The organism is Xanthomonas prunicola (assembly GCF_002846205.1).
Taxonomy (GTDB): domain Bacteria; phylum Pseudomonadota; class Gammaproteobacteria; order Xanthomonadales; family Xanthomonadaceae; genus Xanthomonas; species Xanthomonas prunicola.
Map to the genome: position 1 here is coordinate 31418 of NZ_PHKV01000015.1, position 12649 is coordinate 44066.

At 61.7% G+C, this 12649-nt stretch carries 8 protein-coding genes and 1 pseudogene; 2 read left to right on the forward strand and 7 right to left on the reverse strand.

From position 1 onward, the window contains the following. Window positions 1-194: 194 nt before the first annotated feature. The 6 genes from XpruCFBP8353_RS21545 to amaB all read right to left on the reverse strand — a co-directional run bounded on the left by XpruCFBP8353_RS21545 (window position 195) and on the right by amaB (window position 6298). Entirely contained in the window at window positions 195-1106 is a 912-nt protein-coding gene (locus tag XpruCFBP8353_RS21545; protein ID WP_162301151.1) for a DMT family transporter, read from the reverse strand. Then, a complete protein-coding gene (murB, locus tag XpruCFBP8353_RS21550; RefSeq protein ID WP_101365052.1) occupies window positions 1100-2152 on the reverse strand; it encodes a UDP-N-acetylmuramate dehydrogenase in 1053 nt (350 codons plus the stop codon). Before murB ends, XpruCFBP8353_RS21545 begins: the two co-directional genes overlap by 7 nt. Beyond that, window positions 2149-3204 carry a quinone-dependent dihydroorotate dehydrogenase gene (locus XpruCFBP8353_RS21555; protein ID WP_101365053.1) on the reverse strand — a complete coding sequence of 352 codons (1056 nt, stop codon included), beginning with the start codon at window positions 3202-3204 and terminating at the stop codon, window positions 2149-2151. Before XpruCFBP8353_RS21555 ends, murB begins: the two co-directional genes overlap by 4 nt. A gap of 5 nt (window positions 3205-3209) precedes the next feature. After that, window positions 3210-3977, reverse strand: a complete 768-nt coding sequence (locus XpruCFBP8353_RS21560) for a class I SAM-dependent methyltransferase (RefSeq protein WP_165786184.1) — start codon at window positions 3975-3977, stop codon at window positions 3210-3212. Window positions 3978-3979: 2 nt separating this feature from the next. Next, the gene (locus XpruCFBP8353_RS21565; RefSeq protein ID WP_101365055.1) at window positions 3980-4264 is read right to left on the reverse strand and encodes a DUF4190 domain-containing protein; all 285 of its coding nucleotides are present in this window, start codon (window positions 4262-4264) and stop codon (window positions 3980-3982) included. A 501-nt stretch (window positions 4265-4765) separates the two neighbouring features. Next, a complete protein-coding gene (gene amaB / locus XpruCFBP8353_RS21570; RefSeq protein ID WP_101365056.1) occupies window positions 4766-6298 on the reverse strand; it encodes an L-piperidine-6-carboxylate dehydrogenase in 1533 nt (510 codons plus the stop codon). A 494-nt stretch (window positions 6299-6792) separates the two neighbouring features. Between amaB and XpruCFBP8353_RS21575 the strand changes: the two genes are divergently transcribed. Both XpruCFBP8353_RS21575 and XpruCFBP8353_RS21580 read left to right on the forward strand, forming a co-directional pair. Then, a complete protein-coding gene (locus XpruCFBP8353_RS21575; protein WP_243391183.1) occupies window positions 6793-7185 on the forward strand; it encodes a hypothetical protein in 393 nt (130 codons plus the stop codon). Window positions 7186-7254: 69 nt separating this feature from the next. Then, on the forward strand, window positions 7255-11634 hold the full coding sequence (locus XpruCFBP8353_RS21580; RefSeq protein ID WP_101365058.1) for an ATP-binding protein: 4380 nt from the start codon (window positions 7255-7257) through the stop codon (window positions 11632-11634). Between the two features lie 110 nt (window positions 11635-11744). Here XpruCFBP8353_RS21580 and XpruCFBP8353_RS21585 read toward each other — a convergent pair. Further along, window positions 11745-12482: pseudogene (locus XpruCFBP8353_RS21585) on the reverse strand (DNA/RNA non-specific endonuclease). Window positions 12483-12649: the final 167 nt, after the last annotated feature.

Here is a 12649-nt window from a genome sequence, read left to right on the forward strand (position 1 = left end):
TCACGTGCAGTGTCCTGGTGCAAGCGGGTTCGTCTGCATGGTCGCATACGATCTCGGTGGCATGACCCCAGTGACGAAGAGGCCGCCGACGAACGCTCAGTGCGCGACAACGCAACCGCTGCAGATGTGGTACGGGTGGTGAAGCATGCGGCGGCGCGCGTTACACCCACATGTATCGCGTCAACGCTGCTGCGTCACTCGCCCGGCTTTGCCCCCTCCACCGGCGCATGCGTGGCAGCGCGGCGTGCCAGCACGGTTTCGCGGTGGGCGATGTAGACGTTGGCGCCGATGATGATGGCCGCGCCGATCACGGTGTGGCGTTCGATCGTCTCGCCGAACAGCCACCAGCCCAGCAATGCCACCAGCGGCAGTTGCATGAAGCTGATCGGCTGCAATGCAGAGACTTCGCCCAGCTTGAGCGCGCGGGTCCAGAACAATTGCCCGGCGGTACCGAAGATACCGGTGGCCACCAACCACACCCAATCGATCCCCTGCGGCCAGGTCCACTGGAACAGCGCCGGAATCAGCGACATGGGCACCCAGAAGACATAGGTGTAGAACACCACGGTGTCGGAGTCGTCGCTGCGCGAGAGCTGCTTGATCTGGATCGCGACGATGGCGCTGATCACCGCAGCCAGCAGCGCAATCAACAGGCCGGGCGTGAACGTTGACGAGCCCGGCCGCAAAATCACCAGCACGCCGACAAAACCCGCCGCCACCGCCAGCCAGCGACGCAGCCGTACCTGCTCATGCAGCCAGATCACTGCCAGCACGGTGACAAACAATGGGGTGGCGTAGGAGAGCGAGATGGCCTGCGACAATGGCAGATGGCCGATCGCCCAGAACCCGCACAGCATCGAGGCCAGGCCGATGAGTGTGCGTGCCAGATATCGCGGCAATTGCCGCGTGCGCGGCAGCGGCTTGCCTGCCCGCACGATCAACGGCAGCAATGCCAACAACCCGAAGGCATTGCGGAAAAACGCGATCTCGGTCGTCGCAATCGTGCTCGATGCCAGACGGATGGTGATCGCCATCAAACCGAAGGCGAAGGTACTGGTGAGCATCCACAGCGCGGCACGCCGCGATACCTGCGCTGGCGTCACCAATGCGCCCCGATGATGCGCGGTTCCGGTTCCAGGATCACCGAATAACGCTCGCGCACCGATTCGGCGATGCGTCGCGCGAAGTCCAGCAGCTGCGCGCCGCTGGCGGTGCCGTAATTGACCAGCACCAGGGCATGCTTGGGCGACACGCCGGCGTCGCCTTCGCGTTTGCCTTTCCAGCCGCACTGCTCGATCAGCCAGGCAGCCGACAATTTGCCCTGACCTGCATGCTCGCCTGGATACACCGGCATGTCGGCAAAGCTGGCTTGCAACGCAGCGATCTGTTCGCTCGGCAGCAGTGGGTTCTTGAAAAAGCTGCCTGCATTGCCGAGCACATCCGGGTCGGGCAACTTGCGGCGACGGATATTGATCACCGCCTGCGCGACATCTGCCGCGCCCGCCAGTTCGGCGCCCATGCTCGCCAGTTCCTCGCGGATGCCGGCGTAGTCCAGCCGCAGTTCGTGCAGCAGCGGCAGATTGAATTCCACCGCCACGATCAGATAACGCTCGGGTTGCTGCTTGAACACGCTGTCGCGATAACCGAACGCGCAGTCGGCCGCATTCAGCCGCACGAACTGCTGGCTGTGCCGATCGAAGGCTTCCACCACGTGGATGAAGTCGCTCACCTGCGCGCCGTACGCTCCGATATTCTGGATCGGGCAGGCGCCTACAGTGCCCGGAATCAAGGCCAGATTTTCCAGCCCCGACAACCCTTGCTGCAGCGAGTACAGCACCAGCGCATGCCAATTCACGCCTGCGCCGGCACGCACGATGGCGTGGTCGGCATGATGCGCGATGATGGCGGTGTCGCGGTTGTCGAAACACAGCACGCAGCCCGGCGGGTCGCCAGCCAGCAAGACATTGCTGCCGCTGCCCAGCACCAGCAGTGGCTGGTCGACGATCTCCGGCGCGGCCAGTGCCTGCGGCAATGCCTCGGGCGTGTGGACGCTGAGCAACCAACGCGCCGTGGCATCGACATGGAAGGTATTGAGTGCGCGCAGCGGCGCATGTTCGCGCAGCTGCCAGCCCGCTTGCGTGGTATCGCTCATAACGGCGATACCGCACCGCCGCTGGGTGCTTCGCGGCGGCGCCGGATTGCGTTGACGCATTCACCGATGAGCTGCGGGCCGCGATACACCAACCCGCTGTAGCACTGCACCAGGCTCGCACCGGCCGCCATCTTGGCCACCGCATCCGCGCCGGAGTTGATGCCGCCCACGCCGATCAACGGAATCGATTCGGGCAGGCGCGCGCGCAAACGTCGCAGCACCAGGGTGGCTTGCGCCAGCAGCGGCGCACCGGACAGGCCGCCGGCTTCGGCAGCCAACGGGTGATTGGCGATCAAGGTGCGCGTCACCGTGGTGTTGGTGGCGATCACGCCGTCCACCGCCAGGTCGGCCAGCACGCGTGCGGCGGCATCGATGTCGCGGTCGTTGAGGTCGGGCGCGACCTTCACCAGCATCGGCACGCGCTTGCCGTGCTGTGCGCCCAGTGCTTCCTGGGTTTCGCGCAAGTCGGAAATCAGGCGCCGCAGCGATTGCTCTTCCTGCAACTCGCGCAACCCGGCGGTATTGGGCGAAGAGATATTGACCGTGATGTAGTCGGCCAGCGGATACACGCGCTCCATGCAGTAACGGTAATCGCTGGTGGCCTCTTCGTTGGGCGTGTCCTTGTTCTTGCCGATGTTGATGCCGAGCAGGCCGCCAGTGCGACGCGCGCGCTGGACGTTGGCTACCAGCGCATCCACACCGAGATTGTTGAAGCCCATGCGGTTGATGACCGCCTGGTATTCGGGCAACCGGAACATGCGCGGTTTCGGGTTGCCTTCCTGCGCGCGCGGCGTCACCGTGCCGATTTCGACAAAGCCAAAGCCAAGCGCAAGCAGCGCATCAATGTGCTCGCCGTTCTTGTCCAGCCCGGCACCCAGCCCGACCGGGTTGGGGAACATCAAGCCGAAGGCCGGCGTGGGCAGCGGTACCGGGCGCCTGGCCAGCAGCGACGTGGTGCCGGTGCGGTAGGCCGTGTCGATGGAACGCAATGCCAGCGCGTGGGCGCGCTCGGCATCGAGAGAAAACAGGAAGGGGCGGGCAAGCGAATACATGCGGGTTAGTTCAATCTCCCGGCGAAAACGCGGGTTTGGTATTGGAAGTCGATCAGGCCATCGTGCGCATACGCATCGAACAGCGTGCGCAGCGCGGCGAGCATCGGGGCATGACGTGGGTCGTGCGCAAGCGGGGCATAGGAAGACGACAGCAGGCGGCCGCGCAAGCCGTCGAAGTCCAGCCGCTGCACATTCGGGAAGCGTGCCGTCGCACGGAACCCCTCGCCGAACCAGGCCTGCATGGTGGCGTCGTCCTGATAACGCTCGGCCACTGCGGAATAGTCGGTCCCGTAATCCAGCAGCAGCTGCTCGTAGCCGCGTAGAAACGCAGTGCTGTCCAGCTCGCGTGAGTTCCAGTACACCACCGCCAGCCCGCCGGGTTGCAGGATGCGCGCCCATTCGCTGCGCACGGCCTGCGTGTCGAACCAGTGGAAGGCCTGCGCCGCAGACACCATGCCGACGCTGGCATCGGCCAGTCCGGTGGCTTCGGCAGTTCCGCCGATTGCTTGAAACTTGGGGAATTCCGCCAGCCACTGCAGCGCGGCTTCGCGCATGGCCGGGTTGGGCTCTACCGCGGTGACCGCATACCCGGCTTCCAGAAACAGGCGACTGGAAATGCCGGTGCCGGCGCCGATATCGGCGACCGTCGCCGCAGGCGTCACGCCCAGTTCTTCATGCAGCCAGCGCAGCAACTGCGGCGGATAACTTGGCCGGTAGCGCACGTAGGCTGCCACGCGGTCGTTGAAGCGCTGGGCGGAGGAGGGCGCGGCCATACTCAACTGTGGGCAGCCGCGAGCCAGGCCAGGCCGCCGAAGAACAGCAGGAAAAACCCGATTCCCACCACCCACAGCGCCACGGCCAGCCAGCCCATGATCAGGCCGCCGATGGCCAGGCCGTCGCCGTCCAGGCCTTGCGGATTGCGGCGGATTTCCGCCCGCGCCAGATGGCCGGTAATGATGGCGCAGATGCTGCCCAGGAACGGGATCAGCGTCCAGCCGAGAATGCCTGCGACCAGGCTGACGATCGCCATGGCGCTGGTCTGTCGAACCACAACGTTCATCATGGACTCCTTTGAGGGCGGGCAGCAGAGGGCTGGCGTCGCACGATTATCCCAGAGCCGCCGGGCAAAAGGCGTGCCGTTTGCGGCGAAAGGCAGGTGCGGAGGCTGGTTTGGCGGGTGAGAGCGGGCGAAATAGCCGCTGGTGCAGGCGTATGGCGTGGTATGTCTGTTGAAGCGGCTCCTTCCGGGCACGCTGGCGGCCGGCAGCGCCGAGCCAGCGCGGCGTGGTTTGCGCTGCGGAAGGCCATCCGGGCGACTTGCCGCCGCCTTGCACTGCTGAGAGTAAATGCACGGCTTCCGGCAAGAAACGACCCGCTCTGCAGAGCGGCCCGACACTTGGTGTCGCGCGGAGCCGTCGATGTCCCCGGCTTTGCGCTGGCATTGCGAGAGCCGCAACTGGGCGAGTGCGGCCCATGGCCAATATGGGCTGCTGCAGTAGGGCAGCCTCATCTCAGTAATGCATCGCGCCGAGCGAGTGCCCGGCGCGCCTGCTCGCGTCAATCAAAGATCGAACTTGATGCCCTGCGCCAGCGGCAGCGAGTCGGAATAGTTGATGGTATTGGTCTGACGCCGCATATAGACCTTCCACGCATCCGAGCCGGACTCGCGACCGCCGCCGGTTTCCTTCTCGCCACCGAACGCACCGCCAATCTCCGCACCCGAGGTGCCGATATTGACGTTGGCGATGCCGCAGTCGCTGCCGGCGGCCGACAGGAACTTCTCGGCCGCCTTCAGGTTCTGGGTGAAGATCGACGACGACAGGCCCTGCGGCACGCCGTTCTGCAGCTCGATCGCCTCGTCCAGCGTGCTGTATTTCATCACGTACAGGATCGGCGCGAAGGTCTCGTGCTGCACCACCGCGTCGCTGTTCTGCAGCCCGGTGACGATGGCCGGCAGCACGAAGTTGCCCGGGCGATCGATCGCGGTGCCGCCCACTTCGACAGTGCCGCCGGCCGCCTGGGCCTTGGCAATCGAGTCGAGGAACTGCGCAACCGCGCCCTGGCTGTTGAGCGGGCCCATCAGGTTGGCCGGATCGGTCGGGTCGCCGATCTTGCTGTCGAGCTGCTTGTACGCCTTGACCAGGGTCGCAAGCACATTGTCGTAGATGGATGCGTGCACGATCAGGCGGCGCGTGGTGGTGCAGCGCTGCCCGGCGGTGCCGACTGCGCCGAACACGATGCCCGGGATGGCCAGCTTCAGGTCGGCGGTCTCGTCCAGGATGATGGCGTTGTTGCCGCCCAGCTCCAGCAGGCAACGGCCCAGGCGACGGGCCACTTTCTCTGCGACCACGCGGCCGATCTGGGTCGAACCGGTGAAGCTGACCAGCGGCACGCGGGTGTCTTCGACCAGCTTCTCCGAGAGCGCGGTGCCGGCATCGTTGATCAGGAAGAAGATGTCCGGGAAGCCGGCATCCTTGAGCGCGGCATTGCAGATCTTCATCGTCGCGATCGCCGTCAGCGGCGTCTTGTTGGACGGCTTCCAGATGCAGATATCGCCGCAAATCGCCGCCAGAAACGCATTCCACGCCCACACCGCCACCGGGAAGTTGAACGCGCTGATGATGCCGACCAAGCCGAGCGGCTGGTACTGCTCGTACATGCGGTGGCCGGGGCGCTCCGAATGCATGGTGTAGCCGTAGAGCATGCGGCTCTGGCCCACGGCAAAGTCGGCGATGTCGATCATCTCCTGCACTTCGCCATCGCCCTCGGGCTTGCTCTTGCCCATTTCCAGCGCCACCAGCGAGCCCAGCGCATCCTTGTGCGCGCGGAGCGCCTCGCCACACAGGCGCACCGCCTCGCCACGACGCGGCGCCGGCGTGGTACGCCACACCTTGAAGGCGGCCTGCGCACGCTGGACGATCAGCTCATAGTCCTCCAGCGTGGTCGCCTGCACCTCGGCGATCACCGCGTTGGTAGTCGGATTCAGCGGCTGCAGCACCCCGGCGCCGGTGGCCTGCGACCAGGTCGCCTCGCCAAGGTAGGTGCCGGAATTGGACGCAGCGAGGTCGAGCGCCTTGAGCAGGTCAGCGGACATGGGATCTCCTGGAAACGGTGGCGGTCGCCTGGCGGCAAGGCCAGCCCACGACACGGGTAGCCGCCGATTTTAGCAGGCTCCGCCGTCCACCTGCCGGCTTGGCAATCGCAACGATCGTGCGACAATGCCGCCCTTGGCCCCGTAGCTCAGCTGGATAGAGCGTCCCCCTCCTAAGGAAGAGGGGAAATTGAAGGGTCACTGCTATCTTGTCTAACTTGTTGTTTAACAAGGGCTGGGGTCGCCCGTTTGGCGGGTGCGATGCAGGTTTAGACATCCCAGAGCAGCTTCCAACAGCGCTTGTTCGCCACAGAATTGCCACGGCTTCCATGGCCTCCTAGGCTGCGCTATAAGACAGTTGTAATGAGTCTAGGGATGGCCCATCGCACATGTCTGCAAGCGCGCTTCAAACGCTTCGAGAGTTGTATCCGCAGCGCTATGCACTTCGGCCCGAAGAGGTCGCCCATGTGCTTCGGGGCCAAAGCACGAGAGGGGTCGTGCAACGCGTGCGCGAAGGCATGCAGTCGGGGCGCTATCCGGGCGCCCGCAAGATCGACGGATTGATCCAGATGCCCCTTGAAGCGTTGGCCGAGATCTTGGATCCAGCGCCCGCACCTCAGCCGGTTGCCCCCATCATCACTCCTTCATCCTCGCGACGACGATCCGCCATTGGGCCGCGTCTGGGTTTCGTGCGGGCGGCAAGCTTCTGGGAGCAAGTGATGGGGGCCATTGGCGAGCAGGAATTGGCCGATGAGCTGGGGGAGGTCGCGGCTAATGTGCTGAATGAGCTTCGCTATGAAGAAGCGAAGGCAAAGGCGGATTCAGTCAAGCGCGCACTAATCAAAGATCAGGGCAGGCCGGTCAGGAGCAACGGGAACCCATCAGGCTGAAATGCACGTTGGCCTTGGCGCAATAATCTAGGCTTTCTCGGCAGTTGCTAACACCCTTAAACGCCGTAGATGCAGAACGATCACAGCAAAGGAACTCTCAACCGCATGCCAATTACCGATGCCGCTTTCGTTCGCTCATTCTTCGATCTGCCGGACGATAAGGTTGAAAGTATGGAAGCTGCCGAATTCCTGGCCAATTTTCCAAGCGGGGCCAAGATCGATTGGGCGACTCTGTTGGAATCCGATCGGGTGTTGATCGTGTCCGAAGCCGGAATGGGCAAGACGTTTGAGTGCAAGAGAACGGCAGAGTCTCTGTGGAACGAGGGACGCGCTGCCTTCTTTGTGGAGTTGTCCGCGCTTGCTTCGCGTTCAATCGAAGACGGCTTCTGCCCAGAAGAGCAAGCTCGCTTCGATAGTTGGAAGTCGGCCCAGACAGAGCACGCGATCTTCTTTCTTGACTCGATCGATGAGTTGAAGCTGACGCTTTCAAGCTTTGATCGCGCAATCAAGTCCGTCGCTAGATCACTTGCGGGGCATCTGGGACGAGTCACGATCGTGATTACCACCCGGCCTGTTCCGGTGGATCGCGAGGTCATTGCCAAGCATCTCCCGGTCCCGGTGGTCGAAGCACAGATGGATCCAGAGGTCGCCTTCGCGAGTGTTGCGATGCGCGAGAAGAAGCCAGAAAACCAAGAAGATAAGGCCCCGACGTGGAGAAATGTCGCTCTCGCGCCGCTCCGTGAGAAGCAAATGCGGGAAATGGCGAAGACCGCTGGTGTCACGGATTTAGACAGGTTATTTGAGGCAATCAGTTCGCGAAACGCACACGACTTCGCGCGCAGGCCGCTGGACTTCCTTGAGTTGTGCGGTGACTGGAGGGAGAACGGCTCCATCCGTTCGCATTGCGATCAAGTGGATACAGCGATTGAGATCAGGTTGCGTCCGAACAAAGACCGCGATGAGCGTGTCTCACTGGAGCCCATCAAGGCACGCGAAGGCGCTGCAAGGCTTGCGCTCGCTGCTCTCTTGGGTCGCAAGTTCAACATCTGGCATGGACAGGGGGGAGACCGCGCCTCTGGAGACGGCGCGCTTGGTCCCGCCGAAGTGCTCCCCGACTGGACGGGCGAACAGCTTGATACCCTGCTCGAGCGTGGGCTTTTCGGGTTCGCCAATTACGGCCGTGTGCGCTTCTACCACCGATCTGCCATCGAGTTCTTGGCCGCCGAGCGACTTCGCCAACTTAGAGAAAAGGGGCTTCCAGATCGCGAAGTTGCGCAGCTGCTCTTTGCGCGCACGCAGGAGGGTGAGCGCATCGTAAAGCCAGCAATGCGCCCCGTGGTGGCGTGGCTGGCTCCGCATGACGCATTCATACGTGGGCAGGTCATCAAGCACGAACCCGAACTGCTTTTCCACGCAGGCGATCCTGAGTCGCTCGACGTGCCCCTTCGCCGCGCCGCACTGGAAGGTTATGTTGGACGCTTCGGAAAGGGCGGGTGGCGTGGCCAGGCCGTGCCAAGTCTCCAAGTTGAGCGCTTCGCGTCGAAAGATCTTATGGCAGACGTTGCGCGCCTCTGGGCAAGCGGTATCGAAAATCCAGAGGTTCGCGAAACCTTGCTAGGGCTGATCGGCTGGGGCCAGATGAAGGGAAATGCGGATCTGGCCCATGAAGTTGCGGTGGATGCGCTAGCCGAGATTGGAAGCCGTATCAGCGCCCTCGTAGCGCTATCGAGGCTCGACGACCCTCGGCTGCCTGCACTCCTCGATGAAATCGCTTCAGGTGTGCCTGACTGTTCACCCCTTCTTGTCCAGCGCGCCGTGATTGAGTTCTTTCCGAGCCGAATGTCTCCCGAGCAACTGATGAAGATCTTCGCAAGGCAAGGCTCGAAAAGCAGAACCTACTCGGGACCAATCACTTACTTCACCAATGTCGTGGAGCGCTCTCCCTTCGATGCCGATAAGCTTCTATTGATGCAGAAGCAGTTATCTGCTTTGGTCAATGCGGGACTGACCTGGGATAGGTCTCTCTATCGGTTGCAGTCAAAGCGCCAGGATCTGGTTCCCGCGCTGTTGGCAGTTTGCTCGCGGCGCCTAAGCGATCATCGGTGCGATGCGGCATTGGCAAAAGGCATTGCGCTATCGCTCTTGCTTACGGTCGATGACTATGAAATTAGGGGCGATGTCAAGGGTCTGCGAGCCGCTCTGAGTGACGCGCCCGACTCGGTTCGCTCTGGCGTTTTCTGGGCACAAGACGCCATCGCGCGTAAACACCACCCCAAAAGTGAGCGAAGCACGCAACCTCGGCTCCATCACTTGCAATGGGAGGGTGGCTACCACCCCGTTTTGCAGCGCGACGAGCTGTGGGTGTTGGCGGCGATTGCGGATCCTCAAAGAAGGTCTGGCGATCGCGCACTTGCATTGGAAGTTGCAATTGAGTGGACGCCGCACAAGTCCGATCCTGACAGGTGGATCGCTCAACTAAGCGCAACGGCTGCCGGCGCGCACGAATTGGAGGCAAGGGTTGCAGCCCTAGGAATTGCGTATGTTGCCCGCCGCGAACCCAGCGATTGGGAGAGAAAGAACGCCGCGTATATGGAAGCTAATCGCCGGAAGCACGCGAAGAGCATCGCGAGTTGGCGACAATTCCATCGTGAACTGTGCGGGAACCCTGAGGTAGCTTTTTCTGATGTCCGCGTGGAGAACACGTTATGGAATTTCTGGAAAGCTATGAAAAACGAGCGCAGTGCGCACTCGCAAGCGGGATGGAATCGCGGTTTCATCGAGAGGATGTTGAGCAAGGATCTTGCAGACCGCTTCCAGAAGGCGTTCGCTGCGGCTTGGCGCCGTGAGACTCCCACGCTTCAATCTGAGCGTAATGAGGAGGACAGGAATACGACGCGAGTTATCTGGGGCATTGGCTTGGCGGGTATCTATGCCGAGGCGGAAGATCCTGCTTGGGCGGCCAAGCTGAGCGCTGGAGAGGTTAAGCTAGCCTGCCGATACGCGCTCTTGGAACTCAATCGGCTCCCGCCCTGGCTTGAGCAGCTCGCGACCCGACATCCCGCTTCCGTAGACGCTGTAATCGGGCGTGAGCTATCACAAGAGCTTGGGAAGGGGACTGACCCGCACGGCATGCTCCTGCAACACGTACGGCGCAGCACCGAGCCAGTCGCGCATCTCCTCTTGCCCCGGGTTCGAGCTTGGGCGCACAAGGTCGCTGTGAAGACGCGTCTAACTGATGTCCAGCGACGCAACATGGGAAATGCTGCTGACTTCATGCTCGTGCATGGGTCGCCAGAAGACGCCGCGCTTCTTCGGGATGCAGCGATCGCTGCGACGACTGGCAGGCTCGATCCCAAAAACGTTGACCTTTGGTTACCAATCTTGGGTCGCCTGGATGCCGAAGCGTTCGTTGACACATTGGAGCAGCTCTCTGAACCGGTCATTCCCGCCAAGAACTCGAAAGTCGTCGAGTGGCTTGGGGCGCTCTTCGGACACCACGCAAGCCTTGGTCTCAGCTCAATGAGCGAAAGGCCCGATCTCATCCTTAGGCTGCTACGGTTAGCACACCGCCATGTGCGCAGCGAGAACAACGACCCGGCCGAAGGCGTCCGGTCGGTCGGTAGCCGCGAGAACGCGGAATATGCGCGATCAAGCTTGTTCAACGTCCTAATGGAGATGAAAGGAGAGGATGCTTCGCGAGCGAAAATCAGCTTGTCTGGTGATCCTGAGGTCTCTCGCTATCGAGACCGGATCATCGCGATCCGCCGAGAAAAACTTGCGGAAGAACTCGACGCAGAGGTGCTAACTGAGCGCGAGGTCAGAGAACTCGAGAAAAACTTCGAGATATCCCCCAGAACGCGCCGTCAGATAGCCCATGTGCTGGCCGGGCGCCTCGATGAGATCGAAGACAATCTTTTCAGAGATTCATCGCATCGAGAGGGGTGGGCCCTCTACGAAAAAGAACGGCTGTTGAGGCGTGCCTTGTCAGCGGAATTCGAGCGTCTTGCTCGAGAGAGCTACATCGTTACACAAGAAGGCGTGACAGGCGATGAGAAGGAGACCGACATCCGGCTGGTGTCGAAGTCCAATGCATCAATCCAAGCCGTTATCGAGCTGAAAGTCGGGGAGAACGGCTACACGATTGCGGATCTCCAGAGCGCGCTTCGCGAGCAGCTTATGGAAAAGTATCTCCTGCCCGAGCAGCGGCGCGTTGGTGCCTTGGTAATCTCGTGGAAGGGCCATAAGACTTGGGAGGATCCGGCCACTGGCGAAAAGGTCCGCTTCGATGAGGTGATCAGGCGCCTTAACCGCGAAGCCCAAGAGTTGGCGGTGACGCTTGGTAGCGACGCGTTTCTTACCGTGCGCGGCCTTGACCTGAGTCCCAGAGCCTTCGCCACCAATCCAAGTAAGAAGGCTAGTAGACAGACAGCAAGAAAACAGAAGAAGTAGAAGACGTTTGATCATTTCAATGAGGATGCCAAGAGTTGCGAGACCTCTCATGATGCCGACTAGCGGCAAGCCCAAGGTTCACTTGAACCTTGGGCTTGCGATTAAGGCGATCAGCTCAGATCGCAATTGCTCGGCTGCGGCCAGGTGGTTGCCGGTAGCATCGCCTTGACGTCGGCTGGTGCCGTGATGCCAATCGTGCTGGCGCCAAAGGTGTCTTCCAGCTCGTTGATGCTGACGATGTAGCTGTCCAGCGAGCCGAGCGTTGCGCTGTTCGGAATGAGCTAACTGATGGCCCGTGAGCCGCCACTTGGATTGGTCGTGATGATGGTCTTCCAGAGGAAATCCGGCGTGCGGATACCGTGACTGGTGACGAAGTAGTCATTGGTCGTGTCGCTGTAAATGACGCCCCCATAGACTTGGACGCTTGCTATATCGCGATAACACTCAGCCACTTCTTCGGCACGGACCCAGATGCCTTGATTGAAGCTAGCCACCTGAGGAACGATGTTAGACATCAAGTTGGCGCGGCGGATGTAGGTGGCGTTGTAGTCCATGTGGTTGGAGGTCACCAAGTGCCCCCGGTCATAGCCCGAACGCACACTGGCATATGAAGCACTCGACGTTTGGCCTGCGCAGCCACTGGGTAATTCGGTATCCAAGTTGAAGCTTGAAGGGCGCGCTGCCGAGCCGGCGTCGGCTTGCAATACATACTCGTAGCGCAGCGCGGCGCGGTTCGTGCAGTCGTAGCTCAACGTGTAGCCGCCCTTGTTGAGCGTGACCACTTGGGCCTGGGCCGCAGCACTGAACGTGGTTATCAACGACACGGCGAGGAAGATTCGGAATCGCATAACAGCACATCTCCTTGTGTTTTCTGGGGTCGCACAAGCTCAGCAAGCACGGAACAAGGCCGTTGCCAGTTGAGGAACACATGAGTTGACGGAGTTGAAGCAGGCAGCCCAACTGGGCGAGTGGCAGGGTTGCGCCGCGCCCCTGTTGCCACGATGTGGCACGCGGT